The 18,233-nt window shown below is 42.0% G+C and carries 17 protein-coding genes and 1 pseudogene; 4 read left to right on the top strand and 14 right to left on the bottom strand.

Annotated features, from left to right (window positions below; all coding sequences use genetic code 11):
- Positions 1-7: 7 nt before the first annotated feature.
- Complete coding sequence (gene elyC / locus BDD30_RS16855; RefSeq protein WP_015834947.1) at positions 8-844, top strand: envelope biogenesis factor ElyC; 837 nt, start codon at positions 8-10, stop codon at positions 842-844.
- Between the two features lie 82 nt (positions 845-926).
- Here elyC and kdsB read toward each other — a convergent pair whose 3' ends face one another.
- The 6 genes from kdsB to BDD30_RS16825 form a co-directional block, all read right to left on the bottom strand.
- A complete protein-coding gene (gene kdsB, locus BDD30_RS16850) occupies positions 927-1,676 on the bottom strand; it encodes a 3-deoxy-manno-octulosonate cytidylyltransferase (RefSeq protein WP_015834948.1) in 750 nt (249 codons plus the stop codon).
- 3 nt (positions 1,677-1,679) lie between these two features.
- Entirely contained in the window at positions 1,680-1,859 is a 180-nt protein-coding gene (locus BDD30_RS16845; protein WP_015834949.1) for a Trm112 family protein, read from the bottom strand.
- Positions 1,860-2,229: 370 nt separating this feature from the next.
- A complete protein-coding gene (locus tag BDD30_RS16840; protein WP_041382082.1) occupies positions 2,230-2,445 on the bottom strand; it encodes a cold-shock protein in 216 nt (71 codons plus the stop codon).
- A 422-nt stretch (positions 2,446-2,867) separates the two neighbouring features.
- Entirely contained in the window at positions 2,868-3,863 is a 996-nt protein-coding gene (lpxK, locus tag BDD30_RS16835; protein WP_015834950.1) for a tetraacyldisaccharide 4'-kinase, read from the bottom strand.
- The gene (gene msbA / locus BDD30_RS16830) at positions 3,860-5,608 is read right to left on the bottom strand and encodes a lipid A ABC transporter ATP-binding protein/permease MsbA (RefSeq protein WP_041382084.1); all 1,749 of its coding nucleotides are present in this window, start codon (positions 5,606-5,608) and stop codon (positions 3,860-3,862) included. Before msbA ends, lpxK begins: the two co-directional genes overlap by 4 nt.
- Before the next feature lie 35 nt (positions 5,609-5,643).
- Positions 5,644-7,971, bottom strand: coding sequence for a ComEC family protein (locus BDD30_RS16825; protein ID WP_121302741.1), 2,328 nt, complete (start codon positions 7,969-7,971; stop codon positions 5,644-5,646).
- Positions 7,972-8,556: 585 nt separating this feature from the next.
- Between BDD30_RS16825 and BDD30_RS16820 the strand changes: the two genes are divergently transcribed.
- On the top strand, positions 8,557-9,369 hold the full coding sequence (locus tag BDD30_RS16820; protein ID WP_041382086.1) for a 2OG-Fe(II) oxygenase: 813 nt from the start codon (positions 8,557-8,559) through the stop codon (positions 9,367-9,369).
- A 4-nt stretch (positions 9,370-9,373) separates the two neighbouring features.
- Entirely contained in the window at positions 9,374-10,009 is a 636-nt protein-coding gene (locus BDD30_RS16815; protein WP_015834954.1) for a LysE family translocator, read from the top strand.
- A gap of 150 nt (positions 10,010-10,159) precedes the next feature.
- On the opposite strand, the gene BDD30_RS25100 is transcribed toward BDD30_RS16815, so the two are convergent.
- The 3 genes and pseudogenes from BDD30_RS25100 to BDD30_RS24765 all read right to left on the bottom strand — a co-directional run bounded on the left by BDD30_RS25100 (position 10,160) and on the right by BDD30_RS24765 (position 11,858).
- The gene (locus BDD30_RS25100) at positions 10,160-10,303 is read right to left on the bottom strand and encodes a bacteriocin immunity protein (RefSeq protein ID WP_015834955.1); all 144 of its coding nucleotides are present in this window, start codon (positions 10,301-10,303) and stop codon (positions 10,160-10,162) included.
- 37 nt (positions 10,304-10,340) lie between these two features.
- Complete coding sequence (locus tag BDD30_RS25095) at positions 10,341-10,406, bottom strand: bacteriocin immunity protein (RefSeq protein ID WP_422615916.1); 66 nt, start codon at positions 10,404-10,406, stop codon at positions 10,341-10,343.
- A gap of 2 nt (positions 10,407-10,408) precedes the next feature.
- Positions 10,409-11,858 (bottom strand): annotated as a pseudogene (locus BDD30_RS24765) (S-type pyocin domain-containing protein).
- A gap of 428 nt (positions 11,859-12,286) precedes the next feature.
- Between BDD30_RS24765 and BDD30_RS23730 the strand changes: the two are divergent.
- Positions 12,287-12,436 (top strand): hypothetical protein, encoded by a 150-nt coding sequence (locus tag BDD30_RS23730; RefSeq protein WP_170152968.1) that lies wholly within the window; start codon positions 12,287-12,289, stop codon positions 12,434-12,436.
- A gap of 119 nt (positions 12,437-12,555) precedes the next feature.
- Here BDD30_RS23730 and ihfB read toward each other — a convergent pair whose 3' ends face one another.
- The 5 genes from ihfB to serC all read right to left on the bottom strand — a co-directional run bounded on the left by ihfB (position 12,556) and on the right by serC (position 18,128).
- Positions 12,556-12,840 carry an integration host factor subunit beta gene (gene ihfB / locus BDD30_RS16800; protein WP_015834958.1) on the bottom strand — a complete coding sequence of 95 codons (285 nt, stop codon included), beginning with the start codon at positions 12,838-12,840 and terminating at the stop codon, positions 12,556-12,558.
- A 64-nt stretch (positions 12,841-12,904) separates the two neighbouring features.
- Positions 12,905-14,578 (bottom strand): 30S ribosomal protein S1, encoded by a 1,674-nt coding sequence (gene rpsA / locus BDD30_RS16795; RefSeq protein ID WP_041382882.1) that lies wholly within the window; start codon positions 14,576-14,578, stop codon positions 12,905-12,907.
- Positions 14,579-14,751: 173 nt separating this feature from the next.
- Entirely contained in the window at positions 14,752-15,444 is a 693-nt protein-coding gene (cmk, locus tag BDD30_RS16790) for a (d)CMP kinase (protein WP_015834960.1), read from the bottom strand.
- Between the two features lie 180 nt (positions 15,445-15,624).
- On the bottom strand, positions 15,625-16,911 hold the full coding sequence (gene aroA, locus BDD30_RS16785; protein ID WP_041382091.1) for a 3-phosphoshikimate 1-carboxyvinyltransferase: 1,287 nt from the start codon (positions 16,909-16,911) through the stop codon (positions 15,625-15,627).
- Between the two features lie 128 nt (positions 16,912-17,039).
- A complete protein-coding gene (gene serC / locus BDD30_RS16780; protein WP_015834962.1) occupies positions 17,040-18,128 on the bottom strand; it encodes a 3-phosphoserine/phosphohydroxythreonine transaminase in 1,089 nt (362 codons plus the stop codon).
- Positions 18,129-18,233: the final 105 nt, after the last annotated feature.

Genomic DNA, 18,233 nt, shown 5'->3' with positions numbered 1-18,233 from the left:
CAAACAAATGCTATTTCTATTCAAAAAGTACTTGGGGGCGATGCTGATGCCTCTATCATTAATATTACTGATTTCACTTGTTGCCTTATTACTGTTGTGGTTTACCCGTTGGCAAAAAACAGGAAAAACAATTCTCACATTTAGTTGGCTTGCGCTGCTTCTGCTAAGCCTGCAACCCATTGCCGATAAGCTGCTGTTACCACTGGAATCAATTTATGCTAAAGGTTATCAATCTGAGTCCAGTGATATCAATCCACCGGTTGATTATATCGTGGTTCTTGGCGGTGGCTTCACTTATAACCCAAATTGGGCACCCAGTTCAAACTTACTCAGCAACAGTTTGCCACGAGTAACTGAAGGTATTCGTTTATATCACCTGAACCCCGGTTCTAAAATGGTTTTTACCGGTGGTAAAGGAACGAATTCTAAAAGCAGCGCTGAAGTCGCCGCTATGGTAGCACAATCACTAGGTGTACCCGCCGAGGATACTATCGCATTAACAGAACCCATGGATACTGAACAAGAAGCCCATGAAGTTGAAAAATTAATTGGTAAGCACTCTTTTATTTTAGTCACCTCCGCTAACCATATGCAGCGAGCAATAACATTCTTTCAACAACAAGGGCTGAATCCCATTCCCGGCCCAGCAAATCAGTTGGCGATCACTTCACCGTTACATCCTTGGGAAAAATACTTACCATCTTCTTATTATCTGTCTCATTCAGAGCGGGCATGGTACGAAATTTTAGGCACCATTTGGCAACGTATTAAATGGTCGAAATATTCAGAACATTCACAAAAAACCGATAATTCTCAACCGGTAAACCCACAATCTGAGCCGTAAACCACTTCCTGAAAAACTGGGAGAAACGAAAGCGCAACGCAATATGCAATAAATGCCGCGCTTTCGTTAATCAAACAAGTGATCAGATTTCAGTAAACGCCTTTCTGACCGCGGCTAAATCCTCTGGCGTATCAACCCCCGCTCCCGGTGCTTGCAATGCAGTTGCCACATGAATTTTTTCGCCGTACCAAAGTACTCGTAATTGTTCCAGCATCTCAATCTGCTCTAACGGGCTTGGCTCCCATTGTACATAACGACGGATAAAACCTGCACGATAGGCATAAATACCAATATGGCGCAGGAAATTATCACCAATCGTTTCCCGCGATCGAATAAAACGATCACGTTCCCAAGGGATCGTCGCCCTGGAGAAATAGAGCGCATAACCCTGTTTATCCATAACGACTTTTACAGCATTGGGGTTAAAAGCTTCTTCTGCATGATGAATCTGGACGGCCAACGTTGCCATTCCCGCGTCGCAACCCGCTAAATTCTCCGCAACCTGTTTAATAATCTCTTCAGGAATTAATGGCTCATCCCCCTGAACGTTAACGATAATTTCATCATCAGCAAATTGATATTTATCGATAACCTCAGCTAACCGTTCGGTACCAGAATGATGATTTTCATTGGTCAGACAAGCCTCTCCCCCCGCAGCAATAACCGCAGCAACAACATCGTGATTATCCGTTGCCACAATAACGCGTTTAGCCCCGGAGCGCATAGCTCGCTCCATAACACGAACAATCATTGGCTTACCGTGAATATCAGCTAATGGTTTACCGGGTAAACGGGTAGAAGCAAAGCGGGCAGGAATAATAACTGTGAACATTCCTTATCTTCCCTTATCCAACGGTAATTCGCGAGCTTCATGATCTAACAAGACTGGAATGCCATCACGCACAGGAAATGCGAGTCGATCTAACTTACAGATGAGTTCGAAATTCTCTTTATCGTAGCTGAGCTTCCCGTTACACACAGGACAAGCAATAATTTCGAGTAAACGGTGATCCATACATCCTCCAATTACGGAGCCTCAATTTAATACGGCTCAGAATAACATAAGCCCGGTATCACCGTTAACTCTTGTTATTTGATCTTTCGATCCTTTTCCCAATATCATCTACAGGAATTCAAATGAGGTAAGTTGCGGAAGGTTTGAAACTATCTTCAGTGGATGCAAAACCCCTGCTAGTTAATAAATCGTGAACATAGGCTGCGAGAAACCGGAGAGTAAACGTAATACATGAATAGAAATATACTTCGTTCTCCCTCCGGATTCACCGAAAGTACCTTCAAAAAGAGCTATTGCTTTTGCCCGAAACATGGCTCAAGCTCCCTCTTTATTAAAGAATAACAATAAAATAGCTCCATAGGATAAAGAACTAGAATGCAATTACATCTGCTGCGGTTAAACTATAACCGTTGCGAATAATTGAAAATTCTACATTCTGCCCTTCTGTGAGTGACTTATTTTTTGTATTAGCAATCGCTTTTCTACTGACAAATATGTCTTGTCCCCCATCCTGTGGAGAAATAAAGCCATATCCTTTATTTTCATCAAACCATTTTACTTTACCCATTTGTAATTGTAATGTCATGATAATTTTCCCTTCTGTTCATCTCACAATAATTCGATCTATTGTTTTGATGTTTACTACTCTTTATTAAGCTTTCGAATAAAGCTCCATCTCCATTTCAATACTTAAAATACACTTAACTCGAGTAGTGCATTTGCTTGAGTAAATTGGGTACAAACAAGTATCCCGCCGACATTGCGGATGCCTGAATCAACGATACAACCTGAATCAACGACACAAAACGGTTGTTCAGCCGCTCAGCCACAATGGATAATTTTAATATCATTCAACAATAGCAAAAAATCAAATAAATCTGGGAACGACTGTTAAAATTGTATATATCGACAAAGAATGACTTAACAAGAAACGTTAGAAATCCTTATCAAAATGCGGTTGTCGCAGAACCCCAAGCCCAACCAGCAGTCACTGTATGTTTTTGAAGTTTACTCAGGTTTTTTATTAGCTGGTAATAGTGAACAGATTTCATCCAACATCGCTCGCCCCTTTTCCTGCGGTAATTGGGCATCTACCGGTAAATACCACCAATTCGGCTGAGCAAAATTAAAACACTTAACTGCGTCTTTTTCCGTCATCAATAAATTCTGGTTTGTATCAGTCAGATGGCTCAGTTGCTCTTCGGTGTACATTTGATGATCGGCAAATGCACACTCTTTTTGTAAGTCAGCACCTAACTGTAGCAAAGTAGCAAAAAACCGTGGTGGGTGCCCAATGCCAGCCATGGCAACAACATCAGGTATAAGGTTCACCATTCGCTTTTCACCACTAACCATATTCACCGCCAACCCACCAGCTAATGTCATGGATAACTCGCCTGATTGGGATGTACCACCATTTGTAATAATGGCATTGACCGTATTCAACCGCCCGGATAATTCACGCATCGGACCAGCCGGCAGCCACCAACTATTACCAAAGCGGCGCACACCATCAATAACAACGATTTCAAAATCCCGTTGTAAAGCATAGTGCTGTAAACCATCGTCAGTAACGATGATATCCAATGGCGTATTTGCCAATAATGCTTTTACTGCTTCAACCCGTCTTGGAGCAACCGCTACAGGTGAACCGGTACGACGGTGAATCAATACGGGTTCATCACCGGCTTGAATCGTTGTGATATTTTCAGTCACCAGTAAAGGATAACTTTCCGCTTTACCACCATAACCGCGAGAAACAACACCAACTCGATAGCCTTTACGCTGTAGCTGTTCTACCAGCCAGATAACCACTGGGGTTTTGCCATTACCCCCAGCTGTCAAATTACCCACAACCACAACAGGTACAGGCGCTTTCCAGGACTTACTTAGCCCAATTTTATAACTCAACCGCCGTAATCCACTTATCAGCCCATAAAGGGCTGAAAAAGGTAATAACAGCAAATAAAGCCATGAACGGCCTGACCATATGCGTTCAATCATTGCCCAAATTGCATCCGATGTAGTTGAGAATAAACGCCATTTTGCTCCAGTAAAGAGAGATGATTACCTCGTTCAACAATATACCCGTCTTCAATAACCAGAATCTCATCCGCTTTTTCAATGGTTGACAGACGATGTGCAATCACCAGTGAAGTTCTATTCTTCTGCAATTCATCCAGCGCCGCCTGTATTGCCCGTTCGGATTCAGTATCCAGCGCTGAAGTTGCTTCATCAAGAATAAGTACCGGAGAATCACGCAACAAAGCACGTGCAATAGCAATACGCTGACGCTGGCCACCAGAAAGCAAGACACCATTTTCACCGATCATGGTATCCAGGCCGTCATCCAACTTCCTGATAAAATCCATGGCATAAGCCATCTCAGCCGCCCTCTCAATCTCTTCGCGGCTGTATTGGTTTTCACGAGCATAAGCGATATTGTTTGCTACTGTGTCATTAAATAAATGTACATTCTGTGATACCAAAGCGACCTGGTTGCGCAAAGAAGAAAGCGTATATTCTCGTAAATCATGACTATCAAGCAGAATACTGCCTTCGTTAACATCATAAAAACGGGTCAGCAAATTCGCTATGGTGGATTTACCCGAGCCAGAACGCCCAACTAAAGCGACAATTTTTCCCGCAGGAATACGTATAGAAATATCTTGTAACGCGGGTTGTTCCTTGGTCGGGTAGCAGAAAGTCACATTGCGGAACTCAATATTACCGTCCGCTTTCTTAAGCTCCAATTTGCCATCATCTTTTTCCTGTTCCATATCCAGAATAGTAAACAGAGTCTGACAGGCCGCCATACCACGTTGGAATTGCGCGTTAACATTAGTCAAAGATTTCAATGGACGCATCAGCGCAATCATTGATGAGAATACTACGGTAATTTTACCCGCTGTCAGTGTATCCATAATCTCTGGGAAACTTGCTGCATACAGGACGAAAGCCAAAGCAAATGAAGCAATCAGTTGAATAATTGGATCAGAAATCGATGAAGCCGAAACCATCTTCATGCCTTGCTGACGCATATGGTTACTGACTTTATTAAAGCGTTCAGTTTCTACTTTTTGCCCACCGAAAATCAGCACTTCTTTGTGACCTTTCAGCATCTGTTCAGCGCTGGCAGTCACTTGCCCCATGCTGTTTTGCATATTTTTACTGATATCGCGAAATCGCTTCGATACGACGCGAATGACCCATGACACCATCGGCGCAATCACAATCAAGATCAGAGATAACTGCCAACTATAGTAGAACATCAAAATAAACAGACCGATAATTGATGCCCCTTCCCTGACCACGGTAATCAATGCACTAGAAGAGGAAGAAGCAACCTGCTCAGAATCGTAAGTAATACGAGAAAGCAACGTGCCGGTGGATTGCTGATCAAAAAATGATACCGGCATCCCCATCATATGACTGAACAGACGGCGGCGCATCTGCATCACTACTTTACCGGAAACCCAAGAGATACAATAACTTGATACAAACCCGGATAACCCGCGCATAACCATCAAAGCAATCACAATCAGCGGCATCCATTTCAGTACATCACTGCTTGCTTTGCCGAATCCCTCATCAAGTAAAGGTTGAAGCAATGAAAGCATCAATGTATCACCGGCAGCATTAACAATTAGTGCAACCGCAGCAACTATCAGTCCAATCCTAAACGGAGAAATGATTGGCCATAGTCGGCGAAATGTCTGCCAGGTAGAAAGGTCTTTATCATTCATTATTGAGTTACCAACACCAAAAGAAATAGCGGGTTATTCTACTCATGATCGCCACGAATACCAAACCACTGATGATACCAACGTGACATAATTTGTTGCCTGTATCCTGTAATCTCAACATGATCGCCATAAAAACAACCTGTTATCTGCCCTGACACTGCGGTACTACGCCATTCCACCCCAGCTTTGCGATAACGTTGCAGCACCTTAATCGACGGAAGCCGCCACGGGCTATAACGTGCAACAGAAGCAAATGCATACTGCGGAGCAACCTTGCGAATAAAGGCGGCGGTAGATGAAGTATTACTACCATGATGCGGAACCTGCAATATTGTCGATCTTAAATTATCTTTTTCTATTCCCAACAGCTTATATTCCCCCTGTTTTTCCAAATCTCCGGTCAGCAACAAACTATGTTTGCCATCTTCTACACGAATGACACAAGATTCATTATTACCCGCCTGTACCACCCTCTCCGGCGGCCATAATACCCGGAAGTTCAATCCTTGCCATTGCCACTGTTCACCTCGTATGCAGGGGAGATGTTTATTGTCAGTTAACGGACTTCTGACAGAAACATCAGGATATTTCCGTTGTAAGAATTCCAATCCACCAGTATGGTCCAGATGATTATGACTAATAATAATTTGCTCCGGCGTTAATCTGTGCCAACGCAAATAAGGAGTGATGACTCTCTCAGCTACACTGCCCGTTTCCCAGCGATTACCGGTATCAAAAATCAACGCCTTGCCATTTTTCTCAATGATAACAGCAAGCCCATGCCCAACATCCAGCATAGAAAATCGCCACAGATATTCTTCATTGCGTCTCAAATAACAGAGCATGACACCTAAAGAAATGCCAATCAGCAATTTATATGATTGCCACCAAGCGAATCGCCAAACAATAACGACAAACCAGCCAATAAACGTTATCAAGATGGGAAAACTACCTGTTTCACTCCATGACTGCTGCAAAACGGGTAAAGGGATCAAAGAAAAGGTTACAGAATAATCGACTAATTGCCATAGTAAAGTGTGAATAAAGGGGCAAAAGGTGCTGATTAATGCCAGCATGATCAACGGCACAGTAATAAAAGAGATAATTGGCACTGCCCAAAAATTAGCAAATAGAGCAGAAAAATTAACGCCATGAAACAATAATAGTTGGAGAGGAATAAGCATCAACATCATGCCCATTTGCATATATAACCCACGCAGCCATAACCATTTCCAACCATAACGAAATGGTTCACCCAACGGTGCCCAGAAAAACCAGAACATCAGCGCCATCACTGCAAAGAAAGAGAGCCAAAAGCTGTCAGAAAGCACCGTCAGAGGATCAAATAACAGAATAATTGCAGCGGTCCATAATGCCCACTGCCAAGGGAAACACAGAATATTTCTGTGGCGTAAATACAACCAAAGTGTCAAACCCAGTAAGGCGCGGATAGCCGGGATGCCCCAACCCGACAGCCAAACATACATTATTGCTACTATCCAGCCAGAGATTAGTGGAAATCTGTGCCCTATCCAATGAAGAGGAAAAGAGAGCTGCAATAATCTTGCCATCCACCAACCAAACATACTGGCAACGGTAATATGCAACCCTGAAATCGCCATAAGATGAGCCGTACCCGTTTGTTGTAATAATAAATTATCCTCCTTGTTTAGCCATTGACGTTCACCGAATGCCAATGCCATTGCAATGCCACGATGTTTTAACTCACGGATAGCCGGAGCAATATGACTGACCAATTGCTGGCGTAAGTTACATTTTTCATCAATTAATTCAGCATGAATCACTTTCCCTGTCAGCGGTTGCCGAACAGCTAATGCTCTACGCTGACTATCATAACCACCTTGATTTAGCTGACTATGAACGGGCCGTAATTTCATTTTTAACTGCCATTTTTGGCCAGCACACAAAGAGTCAGGGAAAAAATCCCAATAAGCAGAGACATACAGCGGCGGAAAAATAATTTTATCCTCCGTTTTAATTAGGCGAAGAAGAACTTTGTTTTTTCCCTCATCACCCAATGACAAGCTTTCAACAATAGCCTGCGATATATGTCCTCTCTCACTGAGATAGATTATTTGTTCAAGCAAGTGATTTCCCTGCCAACATCCTACCAAAAATGCCAGCAATGAAATTGAAATCATCCGGCAAATACAAAATGGCAGAAATAAACAGAATAAAGCTAATAATACAAATGCAATCATCTGCCATTTCTGGGGTAATTCAGGCAAAAAAAGCAGAGGTATAATACCGATAATAATTGCTATCGCAGCCTGATTAACACTGATTACCGGAATCGGCTGCTTCCAGTTTATCGTTATCCTGTTTATCAAAACTGAAAGCCACATCCTTATCCACCTCTGCTCATTTACTTTTTTCAACAAAGTATTTCCTATTACTTAACAGGCGACCAGAAGCATCCGAAGAATTATCAAACACCTTCGCAGATTAATTTTAAGCTAAAAGTAATTTCACAAATTAATGCGAACAGCTTCGCAAATACAGAAACTACGGTTTACTAATTACCTTTTAAGTATTACCTTGGTTCTAAATACAACATTTCAATACTAAAATTAAATATTTCTTAAGGCCTTATCTGTGTGCCCACATGATAAATATATATTCCAAGTCATCATAAACTCACAAGGAGTTATATTATCTAGCCGTTATTATCATTGAATATTAAATTCATATAAAAAAATCATCATCCCAGTATTCATAAAACAACTGACTAACTGAATGTAAAACAAGAAAAATCATTATTCACTGACATTATTTCAATTACTGGATACGTGAAACTGCTAAAATAAGTATCCACGCTTTATTTTGTGATTAAGATCGCATTGATTAAACATGAATAAGATTAAATTAATATCCTATTTTTAGGTGAAAAATCATCAAAAAATAATGGTAAATATAACAAGGTGGTTTTTATGAAAAATGAAGTCATCGTATCCAACTCTTTGAAAGAAAATGAACTCGCAAAGTTATTTAATAATGAGGTATTAGCAATCCATATAAAAGAATATGTAGATAGTCACATTGCAAATAAACTCTCTGATTTCTTCCTCTCCCATAAAAATTTAGAATGCCATCCTCATGACCTGAAAAAAGGAGATGATGTTGTTTTAGTCGATTATGGTGTTGATAGAATTGGTGTCTCTTACAACACCACTTTTGGCAAACCCAAAGATAGCGATAGTTATAAAAAATATTTTGATAATGCATTATCAGCAATAAGAGACGTCAGAAATTTCTGTGCTCCAATGCTAGCCCCTTTCGACAAATTCCGTTTAGAGTTGGATGAAGTATGGTCAGCGGGTGCCAGTATTGCCAATTTTGAAGGTAAAAAGATGCATGCGGGTATTGCCAGAGTTATGCGAAGGCCCGAACGTTCTTTCATGGTTGAAAAACAACCTCACTTTGATGGCCTTCAGCAACAATCCGTCAATTTACTGGGGCAATTCTCTGTGAATATATACCTAAAAACACCGACAAATGGGGGAGAGCTAGAGCTGTGGGATGTCCCTGCTATTCCTATCACCGAATTGATTGAAGATAATCCAGAATATAATTGGCGCGGCACTCTTCCACAGTCCATCCTCATTAAACCAGAACAAGGAGATTTAATAATAATAAACACCCGGAAACCTCATGCAATTCGTAGTTTTCCTGATGGGTGTAGAATATCTTTGCAAAGCTTCATAGGATTATCGCTAAATAAACATCTCATGTTATGGAATTAACTATATGATCGCTGTAATGAGTACATTAGGGACATTTTTTCTTTTAGGTCTGGGAGCTGCGGCTCCCGTTGGTCCTATAAATATAGAGCTTATGCGTAGGCATTTGAATATCAGTTGTCTTCACGCAATGGCTTTTGGTTTAGGTGCTTGTTTTGCTGATATAATTTATTTATTACTTTTAGGCTTTGGTATATTGCAATTGTTTTCCCATACTATTTTTATGCCTATTTTAGGTTTTTTAGGTGCATTAATGGTAATTTGGTTTGGTATTATCAGTTTTATCAATAAGAAAAATGAAGAAAATATCAATATCATCGCCATGCCCTATCATAGACAATTTTTTGATGGTATATTTTTAACACTATTAAATCCATACAATATTATCTTTTGGTTATCTGTAAGTGCACAACTCAACAATATTACATCAGACAAATACGGTTTGGCTATCGGTGCATCAGGAACAATTATTGGTGTTATTTTTTGGGTTGTATTTATTAATACCATTATATTTTTCTCCAAAAAAATGCTCAGCCATCGTGTTATCAAGTTTATCAATTATGCCAGTGGCGTAACTTTGATTATACTTGGACTCTATTTCTTTTCATATTCAATAACATTATTCAACCAGAATTTCTCTTAAGTAATCAATTCTGGTTGAGCCAATTCATCTGCAATTTGGTTCTTGAGGTTATCCGTGGATGAATCGGCATTTCATATGATAGTTGTGAGGTATTAACCTTGGCCGTGATGAAAAGGATTAAAAAAATCCTTTTCATCACTGACTTAATTGCTATTTTTTAAAGCCCGGTTTACCGTTTTTGGCTCGCCATTCTTTGATTTCATGCACTATGGCACTAGGACCACTTTTCCCATTTTCTGGATAATATAGAAGATCAGACCCAGCTGGGTATTCTGATAGACGCTCAAATTCCATGACAGCAGCTATATGATCTTCCTCTGTGGAGTATGTATCAGATACAAATGCCTATGACAAAATCAAGGAACTCTTTTTCTGTATAATCAGATATCTTTTTCATATTCATTTACCATTTTTATGAGTTTCAATATGTTGCTTAGGCGTTATTGCATTGATATTGTCGAGATTGTATACATCGCCTTCTTTTGATATTTGCTGTATGTGATAAAGTTCTATTTTTACTCGTTTACCTACTTGTTCTGTCTTCTTGGCATATGGTGCCCGGCCATTTTTCATAGTTGACAAGTTATTTGGATCAAATTGCTTAGACAACTCAAGATCATTACCAACCTCTTTCCAAAAGGCTCTTCTGAAATCATCAAAGTTATTAAATCTCCTCCCACGTAACTTATCCGCTATCTGACTGGGAATCGGTAATACCGTTATCTGCGACGGAATAAACGGCGGTTCCTCATTCCCGGTATGAGATGAAACCTTGAATTCCTGTTCGTTCAGCGTCCACAAAATCGTCGGCCTGTTTTCTCCCGGTTCCCAGAACTCATAATTACCGGTGGTCCGATTCAGCCTCATCATATGAACCGGCACTTTATCCAGACCACTTTCCGGGCTGACATGATATCCCTGAACCGTCATCCTGCCACTTTTTTCATCTCTGACCCAGCGAAAACGAACACGCGTCGGAGCTTTACCGAACTGTTCGGCTATTTGCCTGAGATGATACTGACTTAAGTAATCTTCCTCGCCCTGATTTAGCTCTGGCGAATAGAACACTCCCATTAATCCTACCGTCAGCGGATTAGGTGCTGCCAACCAGCGCCCTGCACTGACCGCACTGCCACCAATATAACGCATCACCAGTGCTTCACCTTCCGCTACCGCGCTGCGGGTGGTTGCAGCCACAGCGGTAGCGGCGGCTTCAGCCTTTATCTTTGCTACTGCTAAACCAGCGCTTATACCACGGTACTTTTTTATCCTGCGGTTTAAGCGGGTATTTGTTACTCTGTGGCGGTTGTTCAGGCTTTGGCTCCGTCGCGGGTGCAAAAGATGACGAAACCTGATATATCGCCATCCTGCCAAAGTTATTTGCAGGTTCAGCCTCCGTACCGGCATCGCTACAGCCTTTACCTCGCTGTAGGGATTTGGCAAATACCGGAATTGGTGGAAGAGATGCCTGTGTTACAGGCGGCGGTGAGGATTGGATATTTCCCACTTCCTTCACCGGTGATGAGAAGTTTTGCACCGCCATATGAGCAGGCGCTTGTTGACGAGGCTGATCTTGCTGCTCATAGCTGTCCATAATCGAGTTAATGAACCGAGCCTTACACGGACAAGTACTGACGCTATCCAATGTGCCAGCCAGTCGTCTCCCCATGTCAAACATATTTGAAGTACCACCGACAATCAGGTAAGTACCGGAATGTTTACCACAGGTAACCTTATCCCCTTCACGAGCAGTTGCCCGCCCATCAAACGTCATGGTGTGATCACCAGAAATAATCTGACCACCGCAGGTCGTTTTATCACCAACGAGCAGATAATATCCTATTGCCATCTATTCACTTCTCCATTGATTTACAACATGACGAATGGATCTAACTGAAATCGTCATCATGTTTTTACCTTTTATGGACTAATAAGCGATCAATAATGCAATGAATTTAACTTAAGAATATATAGGAATACTCTGAAATTTATAGAAATTAGGTTGATTGATGCTTGTAATTACCCATGATTTATAATAATTACGAAACAAATTTACAACAAGAGTAAGGATCACGAATAAATTTATATCCTATGGATTTCAAGATGCATCGCAACGGCAAGGGAGCGAATCCCCGGTCACATAGATAACTATGTGACCGGGGTGAGTAAATGCAGACAACAAAGAGGCAACTTGAAAGATAACGGGTATATACCCAATAGATTTCAAGATGCATCGCGACGGCAAAGGAGCGAATCCCCGGGAGCATAGATAACTATGTGACCGGGGTGAGTGAGTGCAGCGAACAAAGAGGCAACTTGAAAGATAACGGGTATAAAGCCAATGATGATATTGGTTTCACCTATCAAATGATTTTTGGGAAAAAATGTCAGATTAGCAAGATCATTAGGAAGGATTTTTCAATATAAAAATTCGCTCTTTTTGTATGAACTTTAATTAAATCAAAAGGCCAAACTATCAATATAAAAACAGCACCCAAAGGTGCCGTTTGAAATTAAAAATAAGTAATAACTCGTTATCTTCAAACTTAATCGTAGATATTTACGCGATCACGCAACTCTTTACCGGGTTTAAAATGAGGAACGTATTTACCTTCCAATTCCACTTTATCACCCGTTTTAGGATTACGACCTACACGCGGAGCACGGTAGTGAAGAGAAAAACTGCCGAATCCGCGCACTTCTATCCGCTCACCATCTGCCAAGGTTACTGCCATATGATCGAGCATTTCTTTCACTGCATCTTCAACGGTTTTGGCCGAAATATGAGATTGCTGGCCAGCAAGCCTTTCAATTAATTCAGACTTGGTCATTAGTACCTCCCTAAACTACCGTTTGGATAACACACTAATGTGTTATCCATCGTTATAACTTAAATTATTCGCCTTTAGCTGCTTTGAAAGCTTCAGCCATTGCATTGTTAGCAAAGTTTGCGTCTTCTTGTTTGTTCACAGAAGCGATAGCGTCTTTTTCGTCAGCTTCGTCTTTAGCGCGAACAGACAGGTTGATTACGCGGTTTTTGCGATCAACACCAGTATATTTAGCTTCAACTGCATCACCAACGTTCAGAACCAGAGTTGCATCTTCGACACGGTCACGAGAAGCTTCTGATGCGCGCAGGTAACCCTCAACGCCATCAGCCAGTTCTACTGTAGCACCTTTAGCATCAACTGCGGTGACTTTACCAGTAACAATAGCACCTTTCTTGTTCACAGACAGGTAGTTATTGAATGGATCTTCCGCCAGTTGTTTGATGCCCAAAGAGATACGCTCACGCTCTGCATCAACTTGCAGAACGACAGCTGCAATTTCGTCGCCTTTTTTGTATTCACGAACTGCTTCTTCACCGGTAACGTTCCAGGAGATGTCAGACAGGTGAACCAGGCCGTCGATGCCGCCATCCAGACCAATGAAGATACCGAAGTCAGTGATTGACTTGATTTTACCTTCAACACGGTCATTTTTGTTGTGAGTTTCAGCAAACAGCTGCCATGGGTTAGCTTTACACTGTTTCAGACCCAGAGAGATACGACGACGTTCTTCGTCGATATCCAGAACCATAACTTCCACAACATCACCAACATTAACTACTTTAGATGGGTGGATGTTTTTATTGGTCCAATCCATTTCTGAAACATGTACCAGACCTTCAACGCCTTCTTCGATTTCCACGAAGCAGCCGTAATCAGTCAGGTTAGTTACGCGACCAGTCAGTTTAGTACCTTCTGGATAACGTTTAGCGATTGCTACCCAAGGATCTTCGCCCAGTTGTTTCAGGCCCAGAGATACACGGGTACGCTCACGGTCGAATTTCAGTACTTTAACTGTGATTTCATCGCCCACATTGACGATTTCACTTGGGTGTTTAACACGCTTCCAAGCCATATCAGTAATGTGCAGCAAGCCATCAACGCCGCCCAGATCAACGAATGCACCGTAGTCAGTCAGGTTCTTAACGATACCTTTAACTTCCATACCTTCTTGCAGGTTTTCCAGCAGTTGATCACGTTCTGCACTGTTTTCAGATTCGATAACAGCACGACGAGAAACAACGACGTTGTTGCGTTTCTGATCCAGCTTGATGACTTTAAACTCAAGCTCTTTGCCTTCCAGGTGAGTAGTATCACGAACTGGACGAACATCAACCAGAGAACCGGGCAGGAATGCACGGATACCGTTCAGTTCGACTGTAAAACCGCCTTTCACTTTGCCATTGATGATGCCCATAACTGTTTCTGCATCTTCGTAAGCTTTTTCCAGCATCAGCCATGCTTCATGGCGTTTTGCCTTCTCACGGGACAGTACAGTTTCACCAAAGCCATCTTCTACAGCATCCAGTGCAACATCAATTTCATCACCAACCTGGATTTCTAGCTCACCCTGAACATTTTTAAACTGTTCTACAGGAATAGCAGATTCTGATTTCAGACCTGCGTCAACCAGTACAACGTCTTTATCGATAGCAACAACTACGCCGCGAACAATAGCACCCGGACGAGTTTCGATAGATTGCAGGGATTCTTCAAAGAGTTGAGCAAAAGATTCTGTCATGTTAATGGTCTTCAAGAGTTTTAATTTAACGTCCATTTAGCCTCCAGCCGAATGGGGTTGTTTTACATGCCTTGCCACAATTCCCTGTTACAAGGTTGCCCGGTATGTAGAAAAATTTTATTAATCCGCATACCTAATTTTTAGTACATCACCATCAATTATAAGCTAAAAACTTAAAATCGCTCAGGTAATGAAAGAATTTTTTTCGCATAATTTAGCGCTTTATCGATAACTTCTTCGATAGACATACTGGTTGAATCCAGTATTAAAGCATCTTCAGCGGGCGCTAATGGTGCAACTGCCCGATTACGGTCACGATAATCACGCTCCTGTATCTCGGACAAAAGACATTCAAAGTTAACACTAAAGCCTTTTTCCTGCAACTGTAGCATACGTCTGCGTGCGCGTTCTTCTGCACTGGCATCAAGAAATATTTTCACTGGCGCATCAGAAAACACAACAGTTCCCATGTCACGACCATCAGCAATCAAACCTGGGGCAACCCGAAAAGCTCGCTGACGCCGTAATAATGCTTCACGCACCCGTGGGAAAGCGGCTGCCTGTGAAGCGGTATTTCCTACCGTTTCAGTACGGATTTCATTACTGACATCTTCGCCTTCGAGTATCACACTGAGTTTCCCTTTCTCCGGGACAAAGCGTACATCAAGATTAGCAGCCAGAGGAACTAATGCATCTTCGGACCGAATATCCACCTGATGATGAATCGCTGCCAGTGCCAATACCCGATAAATCGCACCAGAATCAAGCAATTGCCAGCCCAAAGCTTCTGCCAATGCCTGACATAAAGTTCCTTTACCGGCACCACTTGGCCCATCAACAGTTATTACTGGGGCTATCGCCACCATTATTATTCTCCTTTAGCATGGCAAATTCACTCTTCGCCGAATGCTGAATCTTACTCAATAAAACAATCAATATCTGTAGTTTATTATACGCACTCAGAGGGTGATCGGAATAAGCACATTCTTCATGAAATAGGTTTCGATCAAAGAAATGCACTTTAATTGAACAATAATCCTCGCCGATTATGATTTACGCTGGCTCAATCTTTCCAGTTGATTGAAATAATCAGGGAACGTTTTTGCCGTACAACCTGGGTCAAGAATAGTAACCGGCGTATCAGACAACGCTACCAGTGAAAAACACATCGCCATCCGGTGATCGTTATAAGTGCCAATTTCAGCCGGCAATATTCTTTGTGGTGGTGTGATTCGGATGTAATCTCGCCCTTCTTCTACCTCAGCACCAACTTTACGCAATTCAGTTGCCATTGCATAAAGCCGGTCGGTTTCTTTTACCCGCCAGTTGTATATATTGCGAATCACTGTTTTCCCCTCTGCAAATAATGCCGTCGTTGCAATTGTCATCGCCGCATCGGGGATCTCATTCATATCCATATCAATGCCAGTTAATGTGCCACGTTCACATTCAACGAAATCATCACCCCAACGAATCTTCGCGCCCATTTTTTCCAGTACATTGGCAAATTTGGTATCCCCCTGAAGGCTATTTTTACCAATCCCGGTCACGCGCACAGTACCACCTTTAATTGCCGCAGCCGCCAAAAAATAGGAAGCAGAAGAAGCATCACCTTCAACCAGATAATGACCCGGAGAGTGGTATTTTTGCTGACCTTTAATATGGAAAACCTGATATTGATCGTGCTCGACGGTAATACCGAAGCTTTTCATCAATGCCAAAGTGATATCAATATAAGGCTTAGAAACCAATTCACCCTGAATATGAATCTCACAATCATTTTCCGCCAATGGCGCAGTCATCAGTAATGCAGTAAGAAACTGGCTGGAAACCCGGCCATCTACGGTGACTCTACCGCCGATAAAACCGCCTTTAATTCGTAACGGTGGATAATTTTCTTGTTCCAGATAATCAATTTCCGCGCCTCCCTGACGCAAAGCATCCACAAGATGACCAATCGGACGCTCTTTCATCCGAGGTTCACCGGTAAGAATGATGTTATTTTTACCAAGGCATAATGCGGCGGCCAGTGGACGCATCGCCGTCCCAGCGTTACCAAGAAACAGCTCTACTGGCCCTTTACCGGTAATCAAGCCACCCATACCGTCAACTTCACAGCGGGTACGATCATCAGATAAACGATAACTCACACCGAGTTCAGTCAATGCATTGAGCATATGGCGGATATCATCACTATCCAGCAAGTTAGTCAGACAAGTTGTGCCTTCTGCAAAAGCTGCCAGTAATAATGCGCGGTTGGAAACACTTTTTGACCCTGGCAGGTTAACGGTTCCATTAATGGAGGAAATAGGTTGTAGCGTCAGGGATTGCATAAACAACAAGATCTCCGATTGTTGATTAAATTGTTCTAATTATTAAGTGAGTCAGTTTTATGTTTGAGGAAATATTCTGCTAGCACTGAATATTCCGGGAACACATGTTCCCGGTTAAAGTTGACAAATCAACCGTTACGGCGTTCAAAATCAGCCATAAAATCGACCAAAGCCCGAACACCTTCTATCGGCATCGCATTATAAATAGAAGCACGCATACCGCCGGAAATACGGTGCCCTTTCAGTGCCTGCAATCCTTGTGCTTCTGCTTCTGCCAGAAACTTGCTATCTAATGAAGCATCTGCCGTTTGGAACGGTACATTCATCAGAGAACGATTTTCAGGGGCAATCTGGTTACGGTAGAATTCACTGTTATCAATGGCATTATAAAGCAGTTCCGCTTTAGCCTGATTACGTTTTACCATCTCTTGTAATCCACCTTGTTCTTTCAGCCACTTAAAGACCAGACCAGAGAGATACCAGGCAAAAGTTGGCGGCGTATTGAACATGGAATCATTCTCTGCCAGAACAGCATAATCAAGAATAGACGGAGTTTCTTGACGGGCTTTGCCTAATAAATCTTCACGAATAATAACCAGAGTAAGCCCCGCAGGACCAATATTTTTCTGCGCTCCCGCATAAATCATACCGTAGCGGCTGACATCCAGTGGCTTAGAAAGTATTGAGGAAGAGTAATCAGCAATAACAACTTTGTTATCATCAAAATCCGGCTCTTGATGAATTTCGATCCCATCAATGGTCTCATTTGGGCAGTAATGAACGTATGCTGCATCATTACTCAATACCCATTCGTTCATTGGCTTAATGCTTTTCAAGCCATTAATTTCAGTTTTGATATTAATCACATTCGGCGTGCAGTATTTTTTTGCTTCTTTAACGGCACATGCAGCCCAATAACCACCATCAATATAATCAGCTTTAACCTTGTCACCCAACAAGTTCATTGGGATAGCGGCGAATTGCCCGCGAGCGCCACCATGGCAAAATAATACTTTATAGTTTTCAGGCACTGACAATAAATCTCGCAGATCATTTTCTGCTTCTTTTGCCACCGCGATAAATTCCTTCCCACGGTGACTAATCTCCATAATCGAAGTTCCAATACCATGCCAGTTGCACAGTTCCTGTTCTGCTCTACGCAATACTTCAACCGGCAACATAGCGGGACCCGAACTGAAATTATATACCTGATTCATTTACCTCACCTTATCTGACGAAATAACAATGATTGATAACAATTAAGAATCTAATCTGTCGGTTGTATCATTCCCATTTCATTGCTGCAATGGTTAATCAAACGT

It is taken from the genome of Photorhabdus asymbiotica, assembly GCF_003634575.1.
Lineage (GTDB): Bacteria > Pseudomonadota > Gammaproteobacteria > Enterobacterales > Enterobacteriaceae > Photorhabdus > Photorhabdus asymbiotica.
This window is presented reverse-complemented; position numbering and strand designations above follow the sequence as displayed.